A 16,945-nucleotide genomic window follows, 5' to 3' on the forward strand; every position below is an offset into this window, starting at 1 on the left:
TGTTTCGTCAGCGTGCCGATGCCCTTCGTGTCGGAGATCGTGCGGCTGGCGCTGGCGGTGTCGGCCGCGCGGGCTGTCTGATTCGGTGGGGCGGATCGCTGGGGGCGTGCCACCGGCATGCCTGCGCCCCGCTGGGAACCTCGGCGGTGGTGCTGATTGCGTCCGTGTCGAGATCGCCTGCCGCGACGGGACGCATTCTCAGCGGCGATGCCCGGAGGCGTTTCGGGCATGTCGGTGACTTCTGCTGGGGCCTCGCGGGTGGTGGTGGTTGCGTTTGCGCTGGGCTGTTGGTTTAGGACGGGCATGCCTCGGCGGAAGTCGCCGCGGGATGTCCGCGGCGGCTGGTAGGACAGGTGCCGTCCGACGACCGAAAGGGACCCATGGTCTTCTCCAACCATCTGCAGCAGTTCGCCGGGCTGCCGGTGACCGACTTCCGGCATGAATCCCAGCCCGTCGGTGATCCGGCCGCGACGGCCTGGCGGGTGCGGGTCGGCGGCAGGCGGGACAAGCGGGACTTCACGGAGGTCTTCCGAGAGTTCCTGGACACCGTCGACACCACCCGGGTGACCCACCTGGTCACCGGCTGGGACGAACCCGAGCACGACCTGGTCGGGCTGTTCACCGAGGCCGCCGATCGGCTGCCCGCGCTGCGCCACCTTTTCGTGGGCGACATCGTCTTCGAGGAGTACGAGCTGTCCTGGATCGAGCGCTGCGACCTCGGCCCTGTGCTCGAAATCTTCCCCCGCCTGGAGACCCTGGAGGTGCGCGGCAGCGAGAACCTGCGGCTGGGGCCGGTCGCCGCCCCTGCCCTGCGGCGGCTGCGGCTGGAGTCCGGCGGGCTGCCCGCCCAGGTCGTGCGCGACGTCTGCGCCTGCGACCTGCCCAACCTGGAGCACCTGGACCTGTGGCTGGGCGTCGGAGACTACGGCGGCAACGCCACCGTGGCCGACCTTGCGCCGATCCTGAGCGGCGAGCGCTTCCCGGCGCTGCGGCATCTGGGGCTGGAGGACTCCGAGCTCGCCGACCAGATGGCCATGGCGCTGGCGGGCGCCCCGGTCGTCGCGCGGCTGGAGTCGCTCAGCCTGGCCCTGGGCACGCTGACCGACGCGGGGGCGGAGGCGCTGCTGGCCGGGCAGCCGCTCACCCACCTGAGCCACCTCGACCTGCACCACCACTTCCTCAGCAGGCCGATGATGGAGCGCATACGGCGGGCCCTGCCGGACGTCCTGCTGAACCTCGACGACCGGCAGGAACCCGAGGACGGCGACTGGTTCTACGTCGCGGCCTCCGAGTAGCGGCAAAGGCGCGCTGGACAGCGCCACCGACGACGCGATCATCGCGACGCACCCGGTCGGCGGGGCCGCCCGCGGGAGCGGATGTCCCGGTGACGAGTCGGCTCACCGGGCGCCCTCCCGCACTCGGCAGGCCCGCATGGGACGATCAGGAACCCCGTTGAGCCGATACAGCCAGACTCACGAACGGAGCCCTCATGCCCCCGGCCGTCCGGTTGATCCGCAACAACGACCTGGCCGCCGTCGACTACGCCTACGCCGCCGCCGCCGACGCCCCGGTGCGCACCCTCTGGGTGGCGGGCGCCTGCCCGCTCGACGCCGACGGCAAGACCGTCGCGGCGGGCGACGTGGCCGGTCAGACCCACCAGGTGATGCGCAACCTCATCACCGCCCTGGAGGGCGCCGGGGCGTCCCTGACCGACATCGTCAAGACCACCGTCTACGTGGCCTCCTCCGACCAGGCCGACCTGGTCGCCGCCTGGAACGTCTACCGCGACTACATGGGCTCGCACGACGTCCCGAGCACCCTCCTGGGCGTCACCGTCCTCGGCTACGACGACCAGCTGGTGGAGGTGGAGGCCGTGGCGGTCCTTCCCACCACCGCCAGTTGACGAGGCCGTGCGGCAGCGCGGCGACGGACCGTTCATACCCGCGCCCCAGCCTGCGGACGCCTCGCAGGGCGCCCGGCGGTCCGCTGGCTCGTAGGCGCGGATCAGCCGGATCCGCGCAGCGGCCCTTGCCGCACGGGTCGCGGGGTCTGGCTGCCCGTTGGCACGGTCGCGTGATCGAACGCTGCGGGTGGCCGCCCGGATGCGGGCCTGCGCTGCTAAGGCGTGTCCGGAGAATCATGGTGGGTTCGCAGCGACACGGTGGTGACGCGCGGGGCCTGGCGTGGCGGGTGGCGATGCCGCGCCTCACTTCGGATCGGTTGGTGCGGTGTTCGTCGGTGCTGCGTGCTGTCGACGGGGCCGCCACCCGGTTCGCGGCGGTCCCGGTTGCTGATCGGCACGGCCGCCGGTAGCGGCGGCGATGCCACGGGGCGGCAGCGGGGACGCCCGATTGCCGACCGCTCACACGCAAGTTCCACCACTGCCGAATACCAAGATCCACCGGACATGACCTGGGCGTGTGCGCACCGACGAGTGGTACGCCTTCGCGCCAGCTCCGAGCGTGCGCGTCTACGTGTGGCGGTGCCGATGGCTGAGGCGTGGGTGGGCTGCCTGGCGCAGAGGGACGGGGCCTGGTGTCCGTGGGGTGGCGCGGGCTCGGGGCGGCGGGCCGCTGCCGGGGCGTGGGAGCGGCGGGGCGTTATGCGGATTAACCTCGCGGGCATCGATGAAAAGGACGCCTAAGGGCCGACGCCGCACGAATATCTCGTGATTTCAGGGCAGGTGTTCGATCTGCGGCCGGGCGGCGAGCGGCGAAAGAGCAAAGCCGCGGACGCGGCCTCAGCGTCCGCCGCGCGACCGCGGCCACGCCAGGGGCCGGGATGCTCGACTAGAACAGGTTCCACGTCTTTGCGGCGCCGTCATTGACGCCGTTCCCGGCCGCCCGACGGGCGAGGGAACCGGGACGGCTCAGGGCACCGCGGCGGTCCGGGGGAGACCGGTGCGGTGCCGGTCCCGTCCCTGATCGCAGGGATGACCGGGCGTCGATCCGCCCCGCCGGGACCGGGCGGTGCGCCCGCGCCGCCGGGGCGGGCGGCGGGCTCGGATCCGTGAAACGCCGTGTGTGACTCTTCCCCTCCGGAAGATCCCGGGGAGAGCGTGTTCGCCCCTCGGTCGCAGGCGGCGTATCGGCGCCGGTGGCGCCGCGCAACCGAGGTGCCGGTTTCCAACCCGTCCCGCACACGTTGCAATTATCGTGTTACACAACGTGATGCATTGGGGGGAAGGATGACGGCAGTGCAGTCGTCCGCCGAGGATCGTGGTGGGGAGTTGGCGCCCGCGCCGCGACGAGCAGGGCCGCCGGGGCGTCCGCCCCTGCTGGCGGTCTACGTGTCGGGCGTCGTCACCCTTCACCTGGCGCTGGCCGTGGCGGGAGTGCTGACCACCCCCGTCCGCATCCACGATCTGGTCACCTTCACGGCGCTGCTGGTCTGCGGCGCGGTCTGCATCGAGGCGTCCCGCCGCCTGGGCATGCCCGCCGGGGTGGGGCGGGACCTGCTGTCGGCGTGGTGGCTGCCGGTCGCGCTGCTGCTGCCGCCGGTGTACGTGCTGCTGTTCCCCATCCCGTTGCAGCTGCTGCTGCAGTTCCGCGTCCGGCGCACCCTGTTCTACCGCAGGGTCATGGTGACCTCCGCGCTCGCGCTGGCCGGGGCGTGCGCGTCGGTGCTGTTCCACCTCGTCGTGCCCGAACCGCTGGTCCACGGCGCCGCGTGGGTGATCGACGGCTATCCCGGCATCCCCCTGGCGATCGGGTGCGCCGCGCTGTTCACCGTGATCAACCTCGCGCTGGTGGCGGTCGCCGCGTACACGGCCAACCCCGAGAGCCGCTGGCGGGAGGTGCTGTGGAACCGCGAGAACCTGCTGCTGGACGTGGTGGAGCTGTGCGTCGGCGTGATGGTGGCGATCAACAGCGCGCTGTCGCTGTCGCTGCTGCTCCTGGCCCTGCCGCCCGTCGTCCTCCTGCAGCGCAGCCTGATGCACCAGCAGTTGCAGGCCGCGGCCCGCACCGACGCCAAGACGGGTCTGCTGAACGCGGCGGCGTGGCAGCGCGAGGCCGACACCGAGCTGTCCCGCGCCCAGCGCACCCACGAGCCGGTGGCGCTGCTGCTGATCGACATCGACTACTTCAAACGGGTGAACGACACCCACGGCCATCTGGTCGGCGATCAGGTGCTGATCGGCGTCGCCAGCACGCTGTGCAACCAGCTGCGCGACTACGACGTGGTTGGCAGGTTCGGCGGCGAGGAGTTCGTCGTGCTGCTGCCGGGCGCCGACACCGTGGAGGCGTGCCGCGTCGCCGAACGCCTGCGCGGACGGGTGCGCCGACTGGCCGTCCCCGCCGAGGAGGGCACGGTCGGCGTGACGATCTCGGTGGGGGTGGCGCTGTTCCGCATGCACGGCGAAGACCTGGTCGACCTTCTGGCGGCGGCGGACCTCGCCCTGTACCGCGCCAAGCAGTCCGGCCGCGACCGCGTCTGCCTGCCCGCCGTGGACGGCCCCAAGCCCCCCGAAAGCTGATCCAGGCGTCAGGGGGCCCCTTCCCTGGCGTACGGCCGCCCGGTGGCACGGGTCCCGTCGGTCGCGGTGCCGTGCGGTTGCTGGAGCGCCGCCACGGGGCGATGACGGCGGCCGTCTGAAACGCACACGAACGCGCCCCTGCCCGCCGGACGGCGGACAGGGGCGCATCCCGGCCGAAGATCAGTCGCGGGTGAGCTTGCGGTGGGTGACCCGGTGCGGGCGGGCCGCCTCGGCGCCCAGGCGCTCGATCTTGTTCTTCTCGTAGTCGGCGAAGTTGCCCTCGAACCAGAACCAGCTGGACCCCTCTTCCCAGGCCAGGATGTGGGTCGCGATCCGGTCCAGGAACCACCGGTCGTGCGAGGTGATGACGGCGCAGCCGGGGAACTCCAGCAGCGCCTTCTCCAGCGAGCCGAGCGTCTCGGTGTCCAGGTCGTTGGTCGGCTCGTCCAGCAGCAGCACATTGCCGCCGATCTTCAGGGTGAGCGCCAGGTTCAGCCGGTTGCGCTCACCGCCCGACAGCACGCCCGCGGGCTTCTGCTGGTCGGGGCCCTTGAACCCGAACGCCGCCACGTACGCCCGCGACGGCATCTCCACCTGGCCGACCTTGATGTGGTCGAGGCCGTCGGAGACCACCTCCCAGACGGTCTTGTTCGGGTCGATGCCGCCGCGCGCCTGGTCCACGTACGACACGCTGACCGTCTCGCCGATGCGCAGGGCGCCGGAGTCGGGCTGCTCCTCGCCGACGATCATCCGGAACAGCGTGGTCTTGCCGACGCCGTTCGGGCCGATCACCCCGACGATGCCGTTGGGCGGCAGGTTGAACGACAGGTTCTCCATGAGCAGCCGGTCGCCGAACCCCTTGGTGAGGTTCTCGGCGACGATCACGGTGTTGCCCAGACGCGGACCCGGCGGGATCTGGATCTCCTCGAAGTCCAGCTTGCGGGTCTTGGCCGCCTCGGCGGCCATCTCCTCGTACCGCTGCAGTCGGGCCTTGCTCTTGGCCTGGCGCGCCTTGGGGTTGGAGCGGACCCACTCCAGCTCCTCCTGCAGGCGCTTCTTGCGCTTGGCGTCCTTGTTGCCCTCGACCTTGAGGCGCTCGGCCTTCTTCTCCAGGTAGGTCGAGTAGTTGCCCTCGTAGGGGTAGCAGCGGCCGCGGTCGAGCTCGAGGATCCAGCCGGCCACGTTGTCGAGGAAGTACCGGTCGTGGGTGACGGCCAGGACCGTCCCCTCGTACTTCTCCAGGTACCCCTCCAGCCACTGCACGCTCTCGGCGTCGAGGTGGTTGGTGGGCTCGTCCAGCAGCAGCAGGTCGGGCGCCTCCAGCAGCAGCTTGCACAGCGCGACGCGGCGGCGCTCACCGCCCGACAGCTTGGTCACGTCGGCGTCCGGCGGGGGGCAGCGCAGCGCGTCCATGGCCTGCTCGAGCTGGCTGTCCAGGTCCCAGGCGTTGCGATGGTCGAGCTGCTCCTGCAGCTTGCCCATCTCCTCCATCAGCTCGTCGGAGTAGTCCGTCGCCATCTTCTCGGCGATCTCGTTGAACCGGTCGAGCATCGCCTTGGTCTCGGCCACGCCCTCCTCGACGTTGCCGAGGACGGTCTTCGCCTCGTTCAGCGGCGGCTCCTGCTGCAGCAGCCCGACCGTGTATCCGGGCATCAGCCGCGCCTCGCCGTTGGACGGCTGCTCCAGACCGGCCATCATCCGCAGCAGCGTGGACTTGCCGGTGCCGTTCGGCCCCAGCACGCCGATCTTGGCACCGGGCAGGAAGTGCAGGGTGACGTCGTCCAGGACGACCTTGTCGCCATGTGCCTTGCGCACACGCTGCATCGTGTAGATGTACTCGGCCATATCGTCAAGCCTAGGGGGTTCCGCACACCGTTCGTTGCAGCGTCAGCAGGGTTCCGATCCCCCCATCACCACCGGCGGGACCACAACCCGCAGATCCCCTGCCTCCATCACCCCAATCGCCCCCCGAACCCCATTCGAGCACCCTCCACGCGACGCTCGGCGAGCCGACGTGCGCCGAGCGCCACGAGCCCCCTGATCCACGCGGTGTGGCGCGCCCGCCAGTCCTGCCTGACCCCCGGCTCAGTGGCTCCGCCCGCCGCGACATGCCTTCCAAACGACACAACACGACCAGTGCGATGTGGGCACGTCCGTTGCGGCCCGATGCGCCACAACACGGCGTCTGGAGCCGGTGGTTAAACGGCATGCTCGGTGTGTGGGACCTGCTGGCCTGTGTTCAGCCTGTCGGCGGCGGTGCTGGGGTGTGCTGCTGCCTGCTCATGGGGTTGGGGGCCGTGGGCTCGGAAGAAGGTCGGACCCTTCTTGAGTGGGGACGGTTGTGTGGGTGCGGCGTGTGGGGGACGTGGCGGACTTGCGGCTGAGGCTGTCGGCCCAGCCGGTGGCGCTGTGCGGCCCGCAGGCGCGGCGCGCCGTGTGTGGGCGCGTTGGCGGTTGTTGCTGGCCGGGGCTGTGGGCCTGTGCTCAGCGTGTCGGGTGGCAGCGGGGGGTGCTTGTGTCGTGGTGTCCGCTGTCTGGCGCATCGGTGGGTGAGGCTTGGCCGGGGGCAGGAGGGATGCGGGCCGCGATCTGCTTGCGGGCGTGCTCGCACTCGGCGAAGCCGTGCGGGCAGGCGAGCGCGTGCTCGACCAGCTCTTTGGCCGCGCGTGCCCGGGCGATGCGGCGTTCGAGCTCTTCGGCGTGGCGGCGCAGCAGGTCTTGATGGTCCATCGGGCTGGGAGAGGACAGCAGCGTGCGAAGCTCCGCCAGGGTGAAGCCGGCCTCCTTGCCGATGAGGATCAGCGCCACGCGCTCCAGGTCCGCCCGTTCATAGGTGCGCTGACCGCCCGCGCGCCGCGCGGGTGCCAGTAGCCCCTTGCTCTCCCAGAAGCGCAGTACGTGCGTCGGCAGGCCGAAGCGCTCGGCCAGCTCGCCGATGGTCAGCTCCTCGCTCGCCTCCACCCCCTACATATAAGCGGCTGGAGACGTCGGAGCGGTACGCGGCCGGGCGGCGGCCGCCGCGGGGGAGCGGTGCGTGATCGGCAGTGGTTATTGTTTTCGCGCGGTGGAGGGGATGGCCGGGAGGCGGGCATTAGAAGTGATCATTTACCAATTGACCGGGTGGTCGTAAGTGAATTTGGTTCGGGGGGTATTGGTGGGGAGTGGTGGTTGGTGGTGAGTGGTTGTGTGGTCTGACGGTTTGTTGGGGGTGTGTCGGGTTTGTAGGGGATGGCGGTGGCGAATTTCGGTCACGTTTTGGGTAACGCGGCCGACGGCGCGGATGATTTGGGGGTGATGTCAACTTTTGCTGGCTCCGGTGGCAGTCATATGCGTAACACTGATGAGGTGGAAATGGCCGTCCACGGTCTCAAGCCACCCCCCCGGAGCCGAGGAGAGCCCGTGCATGGATTTCTGACAGCATCCGCCGTCCCCCTCGGCGGGTGTCCGCGACACGTCCGGATGGACGGCCCGGTGGCCGTCCGGAGGGAGCCCAGGCGAAGCGTCGTCACCGGGGTGGCGCGGTGACGCGGGAAGGTAAGGAGCCTCCCGACCGGGCGGGGCGCGAGGCGCTGGGGTCGTACGCGGAGTTCTACCGCTACTGGATGCCGAGGCTGACCGGATACCTGCGGGCCCAGACGTCCGACTCGCGGTGGGTGGAGGACGTGGCGCAGGAGAGCATGCTGGCCGCGCGCGCCCGCTGGGACGAGCTGATGACCTACGACAAGCCCGGCGCCTGGCTGTTCCGGGTCGCGACGATCATGCTGCGGCGGTGGCAGGCGCGGGCGCGGGAGCAGTGCACCTCGCTCGACGACATGGTGACGCGCGGCACCGCGCCGGTCGCCGTGGACGGGGGCGGCGCCGAGGAGCGGGTCGACCTGATGAACGCGGTGCGGACGCTGCCCCGGCGGCAGCGGGAGGCGGTCGCCCTGCACTGCCTGCTGGGGTTTCCGCTGGGGGAGGTGGCGCAGATCCTCGGGATCAGCGAGGGGGCGGCCAAGACCCACGTCCACCGGGCCCGGCGGAGGCTCGCGGAACTGCTGCGCCCGGCGGCCGGGCCCGCCGCGGCGCCGCGCGCGGAGGGGATGACGTGAAAGAGCAGGAGCACCTTGACCGGCTGCTGGCCGACGCGGCGTCCGCGATCGCGGCGATGCCCGAGGCCGAGTTCGCCGTCGGCCTGCAGGAGCTGGAGGAGGCCTACCGCAGGCGCCACCGCGACGACCTGGCCAGGGCGCGGTACGCGGCGTTCCTGGACTCCCTGGAGCTGGAGCGGGCGGCCTACGAGCTGGCCGAGCGGCACGACCGGGAGGGCGGGCTGGAGGAGGCCGCCCGGTGGTACCGGGTCGCCGCGCGCAACGACCACGCCGACGCGGCGCTGCGGTTGGGGCGGACGCTCGATCTGCTCGCCGGGCGGTGTGCCGAGCGGGCGTCCGGTGACTCCTACAGCGCTCAGCGGGAGGAGTTCCATCTGGTCACCGAGGCCGCGCAGGCGTATGCGGAGGCGTATGCGGCCGGGCATGTCGAGGCCGCGGATCTGATCGACGAGATGCTGGCGGCGTTCACCCGGCGGCAGCGGGTGCCGGTGCGGCCGGCGGACGGGGCCGAGCCCGCCGACGGCTGCACCTACGTCCGCGACTTCACGCCCGCCACCGGTGTGCTGCGGGAGGAGGAGATCCAGGAGCTGAGCCGGCATGCCGCGCAGTGCCTGCCGTGCCTGGCGGAGTTCGTCCTGCTGGTCAAGGCGGCGGCCGCGGCGACGCCGGTGGGGAACGTGGCCGATCCGTTCGCCGCGGTGGAGTAGCCCGGAGGCCGGCGTCGCGGCGGTCGCGGGGCGTGGATACGATCGGCCCGGTTCGTCCGCTACTCCCGGGTGAGGGCATGCAACGCGAGATCTCCGCCGATGCCGGCGTCCGGCACGTCTACGAATTCCACATCAGGTTCGGCGACATCGACTCGCAGGGGCATGTCAACAACGTCAAGTTCCTGGGGTACCTGGAGGACGCGCGGCTGGAGATGTTCCACGGCGACCCGGTGCGCAAGGGCGAGGAGCCGGTGCGCGGCATGGTCGTCGCCCGCCACGAGATCGACTATCTCCGGCCGCTGCTGCCGTCGGTGTATCCGGTGCGCGTGGAGTCGTGGGTCACCGAGGTGCGGGCCGCGTCGTTCAAGCTGGCCTACGAGGTGCGCGACGACGAGCACGTGTACGCGCGCGCCGTCTCGGTGATGGTGGCGTTCGACGTGGAGGCGGGCCGGGTGCGCCGTTTCACGCCCCGCGAACGGGAGTTCATCTCCCGCTATCACCCCGCCGACCTGGGGTAACGATCTCCCTTAACGGGTAGTGAAGAGGGAGAGAAAACCTCCCCCGAGGTGGCGTTCATGTCCCCCTATCTCGCTGCCTGGATCTTCTGGATCCTGATGTTCTTCGCCATCGAACTGCCCGCGGTTTTCAACCGGCGGCCCGGTGACACCCTCTCCGAACTGGTCTGGGATGCGTTCGCCGTGCGCGGCAAGCCGGCCGGATGGCAGTTGCGCCGGCTGGTGCTGGTGCTCGGACTCGGATGGCTGGTCGCGCATTTCCTCTCCGGCGGCCGCATCTGAGCCGCATCCCCGCGGCGGGCCGGTCCGATGTCCCGCCGTGTTCCCGTTGCGGATGCCCGCGACGCGCCCGTCACGGATGTGTAACAAGCGGTACAGGAGTCCCTTTTCACCTGCCTTTCCCGTCTACTGTCGCCCCGCGAATCGTGGTGATCGACGGGAAGGGAAGAGATGCGGCGCTTCTCGCGCGGGGCGGTGGCGATACTGCTGGCCGCGGGCGGTCTCATCGCGGCGGCCGGCACGGCGTCGGCGGCGCCGGCCGGCGCGGCGGCGGCCCGGTCGGCCCAGGCCCGTACGGCGACGGCCGACATCGCAGCGCGGCTGCGCGCCATCCCCGGGATGACGGTGGAGGAGAAGGCCTCGACCCTTCCCGGCTACCGCTGGTTCTGGCTGACCTACCGGCAGCCCGTCGACCACCGGCGGCCGCACGGCCAGTGGTTCGAGCAGCGCGTCCTGCTGCAGCACAAGTCCGAGGACCGGCCGATGGTGCTCTACACCAGCGGCTACAACACCCCCGAGACGATGTTCCGGTCCGAGCCGACCGCGCTGGTGGACGGCAACCAGATCTCCCTGGAGCACCGCTACTTCACGCCGTCCCGGCCCGAGCCGGCCGACTGGACCAAGGACACCATCTGGCAGGCCGCCACCGACGAGCACCGCCTGATCACCGCCCTCAAGGAGATCTACACGGGGCGGTGGATCTCCACCGGCGGCAGCAAGGGCGGCATGACCGCCGTCTACCACAAGCGCTTCTACCCGGGCGACGTCGACGGCAGCGTCGTGTACGTGGCGCCCAACGACCACGACAACGACGACGACTCGGCCTACGACCGCTTCTTCGCCACGGTCGGCACCGACGCCCGGTGCCGCACGCACGTGAAGAGCCTGGCCCGGGAGATCCTCAAGCGCCGCCCGGCGATGCTGCAGCGCCTCAAGGCCGACGCGGCGGAGAACGGCTGGACGTTCGAGCTCCTCGGCAGCCCCGACCGGGCGTTCGAGAACTCCGTCATGGACTACGAGTGGGGCTTCTGGCAGTACCGGCTGCAGTCCGACTGCGCCGCTCTGCCCGCGCTGGACGCCTCCGACGACGTCCTCTACCAGAGCCTGGACGCCATCGCCGGCGTCTCGTTCTACACCGACCAGGGCCTCGCCCCGTACATTCCGTACTACTACCAGGCGGGCACCCAGCTCGGCTGGCCCACGCCGCAGTTCTGGCACCTGCGCCCCCTGCTGCGGTACGAGGACGGCTACCAGCCGCGCACGTACGTGCCGCGCGACATCCGCATGCGCTACGACGGCGGCCGGGCCATGCGGGACATCGACCGCTGGGTGCGCGGCAACGCCGAGCACATGATGTTCCTCTACGGGGAGAACGACCCGTGGGGCGCCAAGCCGTTCCGCCTGGGCCGCGGCAGCCGTGACTCGGCGGTGTACGTGGCGCCCGGCATGAACCACAGCGGCCGCCTCATCGACCGGCTGCCCGCCGGGCAGCGCACCAAGGCCGTCGCCGACCTGCTGCGCTGGGCGGACGTCGCCGCGCCCCAGGCCGACACCGCGGTGCGCACGCCGTCGGACGCCACCGACCCGATGCTGGAGCGGCGCCCGCCGCTGTGACCTTCGGCCACGCCCGGACGCGGGACCGTCCCACGGGGGCGGTCCCGTTGCCTTCTCCGGGGCGGACGCCCCGCCCTACTGTCCTGAGACGGGCGCGTTGACCAGGCTGTGCGCGGCCATGGTCAGGTACTTCCACAGCATCTCGTCGAGGTGCTCGGGCAGGTCCAGCTCGTCGACGGCGTCGCGCATGTGCTTCAGCCACGCGTCGCGCTCGGCCTCGCCGATCACGAACGGGGCGTGCCGCATGCGCAGCCGCGGATGCCCGCGCCGCTGGCTGTAGGTGTTCGGGCCGCCCCAGTACTGGATGAGGAACAGCCGCAGCCTCTCCTCGGCCGGGCCGAGATCCTCCTCCGGGTAGAGGGGACGGAGCAGGGGGTCCTCCGCGACGCCCTGGTAGAAGCGGTGGACCAGGCGCCGGAAGGTCTCCTCGCCGCCGACCGCTTCGAAAAAGGTCACCTGTTGGTCAGCCATAGCGCGTCCAGCCTATTTCACACGGCGCACCCCGGCCGCCCGACTAGGCGGGGGTGGCGACGGACACGCCCGCCTCGTCGAACGCCTTCTTGACGCGCTCGCGCAGCTCGCGGGCGACGTCGCCCTGCCGTCCGGGGGCGGTCTTGAGCACCACGCGGATGACCATGGCGTCGCCGGCCAGCGCCTGCACGCCCCACACCGACGGCTCCTCCAGGATGAGCTCCTCCCAGGCCGGGGCGGCGGCCAGCGCGTCGGCGGTGTTCTTGAGGATCTGGCTGACCTTCTCGGTGTCCTCGTGGATGTCCACGGGGATGTCGAGCACGGCGCGGCCCCAGTTCTGGGACTCGTTGCCGACCTTCTTGATCTCCCCGTTGGGGACGTACCACACCACCCCGTTGACGTCCCGCATCCGGGTGACCCGCAGGGTGACCGCCTCGACGGTGCCCTTGGCGCTGCCCACGTCGATCACGTCGCCGACGCCGTACTGGTCCTCCAGCAGCATGAACAGCCCCGCCAGCACGTCCTTGACGATGTTCTGCGCGCCGAAGCCCACCGCCGCGCCGATCACCGTGGCGCTGGCCAGCACCGGCGTGAGGTTCAGGCCGATCTGCCCGAGGATGCTGAACAGCGCGGTCCCCATGATCACGATCGAGGCGATGCTGCGCAGCACCGACCCCACCGTCTTGGCGCGCTGGGCCCGCCGCTGGTTGAGCAGCGCCGGCGACCCGTCGAACACCGTGCGGGTCCGCTCGCGGACCTTCTCCGACATGGTGCTCTCGGCCATCCGCAGCGTGATGCGGGTGATCATGCGGTGCGCCATCGAGCGCAGCAGCAGCGCCACCGCCAGCGTGACGATGATCGTGAGGATCAGGTAGAGGGGCCGGTCCAGCCAGGTCTTGAAGAACCGGGTGAAACCCTCGTTGTGGGAGATGCCCCATACCAGCCGGCAGGCGACGCTGGGGTCCTGGCTCTGGCACGCCTGCTCGGGTGTGCCGTCCTGAGCCCAGGGCAGGGACGCGTGGAGGCTGAGCGGCATAGGTGTCGGACCCTCCCGGCAGGTTGTCGACGTCGCCGCGGGTGCACGGCGTCAGCGGCGTGGACGCTGCGGCCACCCCCGTTGGGGGCGAGGCGTCCGCGACGATCGTAAGCGACGCCGCGCGGCGTTCCCACCTCGGCGACCATGCCCTAACCCCACCGGCAACGGCCGCCGCGGCCCCCTCTCCGGACGGCGCCGCAACGCCGACATCCAGCCGCACGGGCCCCGGGGACCTGTCAGTGCATCCGCGGGCGCTGCGTCTGGTCGGCTGCCTTCCGTCCGGGCTGCGTCGGGAAGTGGCGGTCGGGCGGATGAAGGCCGCCATGGCGACGTTCAGCCGCGCGGGCCGGGGGAGTGCGATCCGTGCCATGCCCGGCCGGGTTGCGCCGGGGTGTGGTGGCCGGGGTGGCGCATGTTGGGCCGACGAAGGCTGCGATGCCGACGTTCATCCGTGCAGGCGGACCCAGACGCGGCCACCGGTGTGCCCACGGACGCTGCGCCCGGCGGCGTGCCTCCGTGCCGCCCGCCGCCGAGGGTGACGGCTGAGGCGGTGCATATCGGGTGGGTGAAGGACGCGGTGCCAATATTCGGGCACGCGGTCGGGCTGTGTGACCCCGCAAGGCTTTTCGGGTGCCTGCGGGGGCAGCGCCTGGCCGGGTGCTTCCGCGCCGGACGCGTGGCCCCGGGTGGGGGCGGTGTGCTTCCGTCCGGTGTGGAGGCGCCGGATGGGGGTGTGTGAAGGTCGGGAAGAGCGGCGGTGGAGGATGGTCCGGAACCTCGTGGGGTCCGCGGCCTCCGCGCCAGGCCGCGGACCCCACGAGGCGGTGTCCCGGCTAGGCGTGGCGGTTGGGCCACTTCCCGGCCGGGTCCGGACCGCGGCCCCGGAGTCCCTGCCTCTCCGGGTCGCGGGTCTGGACGCAATTTTCGTCGCCAGTTTTACCGCGAGTTTCGCGGCGTGACTCCTCGGAAAGCGGCTGCAGCACGCGCTCGAGTTTGACGGCGGCGCCGCACGGGTCGTCCACCCGGTGCATGCGCTCGCCCCAGGACCACCAGTAGTAGTGGTCCGGCGACTCGGGGGCGGGCGCGCAGGTGACGTCCTCCGCCAGGCTGGCCGCCTCGGGGTTGACCACCCGCAGGAACACCGGGCCCGAGCGGGTGCGCACCACCCGGGCGACCAGCCCGCGCGTGTCGAGTTCCTGTTCAAGCTCCCTGAGGTAGCCGACGCGTTCGTCGCTGACCACCCGGGCACCCCCTCTGTCGATCGAGCCGCGACGAGGACCGACCGGACGCTTCCCCTGGGCTCGAAGTGATCGAACTCTGCGGATCGGTGCTGTCGCTCGCCGTGAGAATTGCAACTCTCACGGTGGCCGGTCAAGAGGCGGCTGTCTCGCGAAGTCCCGGATTGGGCCGTCCTTGGGCGACGGACGTTCACCGGTGGAGGAAGAATCTCTACCGGCAGATCGCCGCCCACACACGATCCGTTCGCGTTTGCGGGAAATGGCTTGGCCTGCCCCGGCGCCAGGGTTACGCTGCGTGCGCAAGAAATCATCACCCGTGGTCATTGCAAACGCCGGTCGCCACGGCTCCGGGACGATCCTTGATGATCATCCGGCGCCGTGCGGTGAGGAGGCCGGAAAACGATGTCGGACCCCCCACGCAAGGAAACCGACATAGCGCGCCAAATACGCGCGCGGGGTCTCGCGCACGACCGTTCGCCCGTGCAGATCGCGCGGGAAATCCACGACCAGTGCGGACCGCTGTTCGGCACCAGCCGGATCAAGGCGCACCGGCTGTCCCACGGGGTCTCGCTGTCCGACATCGTCGCCCAGGTCCGGGCCCTGTACGAACTGGACGGCAAGGCGCCGCCCCGGCTCGGGGAGACGCTGCTGTCGGCCTATGAGAGCGGCTACAAGCGGCCCGGCCCCGAATACCTCCACTACCTGTGCGCCGTCTACCGGGTGGAACCCGACGATCTCGGCTACCAGAGCCCCTGCATCTGCGGCCGTGGTCACGCCGTCCGCCCCGCCGTCGCCGCCGCGGACGGGCGCCCCGCCCCCGCTGCCGCGCCGGGGCCGGACGGGGAGGCCGACGCCCTCGTAGGAGCGGTCGTCCCGCGGCCGGACGACCGCCAGTGGATAACGGTCAACGATCCGCGGGGGCCGGACCGCGCCGACGGGCCCGCGCCCATCGATGTGGGAGAGGAGGACATCGTGCTTCGGAGGACCCTTCTGCAGCTGCTGGCCGGGACGGGCGTGACGCTGGACGGCCAGTTCCTCGGGGCGGTGGACGGCATCCGGCGCAAGATGGACGACACCCTGGTCAACGCGACGGTCTCGTCGACGATGCTCGACCAGTGGGAGGAGACCACGCTCGCCTACGGCCGCCAGTACCAGGCCACGCCCTCGCTGCGGATGCTGTGCGACGTGCTGCTGGACTTCAGCGAGGTGCGCCGCATGTGCGACCGGCGGCAGCCGGTGGAACTGCAGGAGCGGCTGTGCCGCATCGCCGCCCAGCTGGCCGGGCTGTCCGGGCTCATCATGATCAACCTGGGGGACCACCGGCTGGCGCGGTCGTTCTTCCGCACCGCCCGCACCGCCGCCGACGAGACCGGCGACCGCGCGCTGCGGGCCTGGGTGACGGTGCGCGAGTCGCTGGTGCCGATGTACTACGGCGACCCGCGCGAGGCCCTCCAGCTGGCGCGCAAGGCGCAGGACCTCGCGGGCCGCGCGCCCAGCGTGGCGGGTGCGATGGCGCCCGCCGTGGAGGCGCGCGCCCTCGGCATGCTGGCCCTGCGCGGGCGCGGCGACGCCGCCCCCAGCGCCCGCCGGGCCCTGGTGCGCGGCCGCGCCGTGTTCGACCAGCTGCCCAAGGACAACACCGGCGACCTGGTGTTCGGGTTCACCGAGCGGCAGCTGACGTTCTACGAGGGCGACACCCTCACCAGCCTGGGCGACCACCGGCACGGCGACGAGGTCCTCAGCCGCGCGCTGACCCTGTACTCGCCCAGCGACCACGTGGACCTGACCCTGGTCCGCCTCGACCGGGCCGCCTGCAAGTTGCAGGCGGGCCATCCGGACGCGGCGCTGCAGGAGGCGCAGAACGCCATCACCGAGCTGCCGGGCGAGCACCGCTCCGACATCCTGGTGCACCGCGCGCGCCAGCTCGGCGCCGCCGTGCGCGACAAGCACGGCGAGATGCAGCAGCTGCACGAGTTCTACGAGGCCCTGGCGGCGCCGTCGGTCAAGAGCCCCGCCGCCGGGGGCGCCCCGTCGGCCGTCCCCCCGGCCGAGCAGGTGTGATCCGCCATGGCGGCGGCACACGGCGGCACCGTCCCGAGGTCCGGTGCCGGCGCGCACGGCACGGGCGTCGGCGGGCGGCCTGCGACGGGACGCGCCCGGGGCGGCGAGGCAGCGGGGGCCGGTTCGCTCCGGAGCCTGGTCCGGCTCCGGAGCGAACCGCCGGAATGGAGCCTCGGGCGGCTCAGGCTGCGCCGCTACCGCGACGGCGACCACGCGACGGTGCTCGCCCTGCACCGCGAGGGGCTCGCCCAGGTGGGGCTGCGGCCCGGCGACGGCGTCTACTACGAGCACGACCTGTTCCGCATGGAGGAGATCTACCTGTGCGACGGCGGCGAGTTCCTCGTCGGGGAACTGGACGGGGAGATCGTCGCCATGGGCGGCCTGCGCGCCGCCGACGCGGCGCTGCTCGCCCGAGACCGGCCGCCCGGCGCCGGCCCGCCGGCCGCCGAGCCGGCC

The 16,945-nt window shown here is 71.5% G+C and carries 14 protein-coding genes and 1 pseudogene; 10 read left to right on the forward strand and 5 right to left on the reverse strand.

Features of this window, described 5'->3' with window-relative positions; genetic code table 11:
• Positions 1–380 precede the first annotated feature (380 nt).
• From ABD879_RS21190 to ABD879_RS21200, 3 genes are all read left to right on the forward strand, one after another.
• Entirely contained in the window at positions 381–1,295 is a 915-nt protein-coding gene (locus ABD879_RS21190) for an STM4015 family protein (RefSeq protein WP_345023253.1), read from the forward strand.
• Positions 1,296–1,489: 194 nt separating this feature from the next.
• The gene (locus ABD879_RS21195) at positions 1,490–1,903 is read left to right on the forward strand and encodes a RidA family protein (RefSeq protein ID WP_345023254.1); all 414 of its coding nucleotides are present in this window, start codon (positions 1,490–1,492) and stop codon (positions 1,901–1,903) included.
• 1,284 nt (positions 1,904–3,187) lie between these two features.
• Positions 3,188–4,477 carry a GGDEF domain-containing protein gene (locus ABD879_RS21200; protein WP_345023255.1) on the forward strand — a complete coding sequence of 430 codons (1,290 nt, stop codon included), beginning with the start codon at positions 3,188–3,190 and terminating at the stop codon, positions 4,475–4,477.
• A gap of 180 nt (positions 4,478–4,657) precedes the next feature.
• Here the strand turns inward: ABD879_RS21200 and ettA are convergent, their stop codons facing one another.
• Positions 4,658–6,322: an energy-dependent translational throttle protein EttA gene (gene ettA, locus ABD879_RS21205; RefSeq protein ID WP_345023256.1), complete on the reverse strand. Its 1,665-nt coding sequence runs from the start codon at positions 6,320–6,322 to the stop codon at positions 4,658–4,660.
• Positions 6,323–6,961: 639 nt separating this feature from the next.
• On the reverse strand, positions 6,962–7,438 hold the full coding sequence (locus ABD879_RS21210) for a MerR family transcriptional regulator (RefSeq protein ID WP_345023257.1): 477 nt from the start codon (positions 7,436–7,438) through the stop codon (positions 6,962–6,964).
• A gap of 560 nt (positions 7,439–7,998) precedes the next feature.
• Between ABD879_RS21210 and ABD879_RS21215 the strand changes: the two genes are divergently transcribed.
• The 5 genes from ABD879_RS21215 to ABD879_RS21235 all read left to right on the forward strand — a co-directional run bounded on the left by ABD879_RS21215 (position 7,999) and on the right by ABD879_RS21235 (position 11,683).
• A complete protein-coding gene (locus ABD879_RS21215) occupies positions 7,999–8,568 on the forward strand; it encodes an RNA polymerase sigma factor (protein WP_345023258.1) in 570 nt (189 codons plus the stop codon).
• Positions 8,565–9,275 (forward strand): hypothetical protein, encoded by a 711-nt coding sequence (locus ABD879_RS21220; RefSeq protein ID WP_345023259.1) that lies wholly within the window; start codon positions 8,565–8,567, stop codon positions 9,273–9,275. Before ABD879_RS21215 ends, ABD879_RS21220 begins: the two co-directional genes overlap by 4 nt.
• A 77-nt stretch (positions 9,276–9,352) precedes the next feature.
• Positions 9,353–9,793 (forward strand): acyl-CoA thioesterase, encoded by a 441-nt coding sequence (locus tag ABD879_RS21225; RefSeq protein ID WP_345023260.1) that lies wholly within the window; start codon positions 9,353–9,355, stop codon positions 9,791–9,793.
• A gap of 57 nt (positions 9,794–9,850) precedes the next feature.
• Positions 9,851–10,072 carry a hypothetical protein gene (locus tag ABD879_RS21230; RefSeq protein ID WP_345023261.1) on the forward strand — a complete coding sequence of 74 codons (222 nt, stop codon included), beginning with the start codon at positions 9,851–9,853 and terminating at the stop codon, positions 10,070–10,072.
• 168 nt (positions 10,073–10,240) lie between these two features.
• Positions 10,241–11,683 (forward strand): S28 family serine protease, encoded by a 1,443-nt coding sequence (locus ABD879_RS21235; protein WP_345023262.1) that lies wholly within the window; start codon positions 10,241–10,243, stop codon positions 11,681–11,683.
• A 75-nt stretch (positions 11,684–11,758) separates the two neighbouring features.
• Here the strand turns inward: ABD879_RS21235 and ABD879_RS21240 are convergent, their stop codons facing one another.
• The 3 genes from ABD879_RS21240 to ABD879_RS21250 all read right to left on the reverse strand — a co-directional run bounded on the left by ABD879_RS21240 (position 11,759) and on the right by ABD879_RS21250 (position 14,431).
• On the reverse strand, positions 11,759–12,139 hold the full coding sequence (locus ABD879_RS21240; protein ID WP_345023263.1) for a globin: 381 nt from the start codon (positions 12,137–12,139) through the stop codon (positions 11,759–11,761).
• 58 nt (positions 12,140–12,197) lie between these two features.
• A complete protein-coding gene (locus ABD879_RS21245; protein WP_345023264.1) occupies positions 12,198–13,190 on the reverse strand; it encodes a mechanosensitive ion channel family protein in 993 nt (330 codons plus the stop codon).
• 833 nt (positions 13,191–14,023) lie between these two features.
• Positions 14,024–14,431: a hypothetical protein gene (locus ABD879_RS21250; protein WP_345023265.1), complete on the reverse strand. Its 408-nt coding sequence runs from the start codon at positions 14,429–14,431 to the stop codon at positions 14,024–14,026.
• Positions 14,432–14,908: 477 nt separating this feature from the next.
• Here ABD879_RS21250 and ABD879_RS21255 point away from each other — a divergent pair, with 477 nt between their 5' ends.
• Together ABD879_RS21255 and ABD879_RS21260 are read left to right on the forward strand one after the other, a co-directional pair.
• Complete coding sequence (locus ABD879_RS21255; RefSeq protein WP_345023266.1) at positions 14,909–16,489, forward strand: NsdA family TPR-like regulatory protein; 1,581 nt, start codon at positions 14,909–14,911, stop codon at positions 16,487–16,489.
• A 6-nt stretch (positions 16,490–16,495) separates the two neighbouring features.
• Positions 16,496–16,945, forward strand: a pseudogene (locus ABD879_RS21260) (hypothetical protein); the annotation flags it as partial.

The sequence above is a fragment of the Actinomadura keratinilytica genome (genome assembly GCF_039539665.1).
GTDB classification, from domain to species: domain Bacteria; phylum Actinomycetota; class Actinomycetes; order Streptosporangiales; family Streptosporangiaceae; genus Spirillospora; species Spirillospora keratinilytica.

Excerpts from the sequence above, each read along its gene's own strand:
- ABD879_RS21245 (WP_345023264.1), bottom strand. The coding sequence starts at position 13,190 with ATGCCGCTCAGCCTCCACGCGTCCCTGCCCTGGGCTCAGGACGGCACA.
- ettA (WP_345023256.1), bottom strand. The coding sequence starts at position 6,322 with ATGGCCGAGTACATCTACACGATGCAGCGTGTGCGCAAGGCACATGGC.
- ABD879_RS21190 (WP_345023253.1), top strand. The coding sequence starts at position 381 with ATGGTCTTCTCCAACCATCTGCAGCAGTTCGCCGGGCTGCCGGTGACC.
- ABD879_RS21225 (WP_345023260.1), top strand. The coding sequence starts at position 9,353 with ATGCAACGCGAGATCTCCGCCGATGCCGGCGTCCGGCACGTCTACGAA.
- ABD879_RS21195 (WP_345023254.1), top strand. The coding sequence starts at position 1,490 with ATGCCCCCGGCCGTCCGGTTGATCCGCAACAACGACCTGGCCGCCGTC.
- ABD879_RS21235 (WP_345023262.1), top strand. The coding sequence starts at position 10,241 with ATGCGGCGCTTCTCGCGCGGGGCGGTGGCGATACTGCTGGCCGCGGGC.
- ABD879_RS21200 (WP_345023255.1), top strand. The coding sequence starts at position 3,188 with ATGACGGCAGTGCAGTCGTCCGCCGAGGATCGTGGTGGGGAGTTGGCG.
- ABD879_RS21230 (WP_345023261.1), top strand. The coding sequence starts at position 9,851 with ATGTCCCCCTATCTCGCTGCCTGGATCTTCTGGATCCTGATGTTCTTC.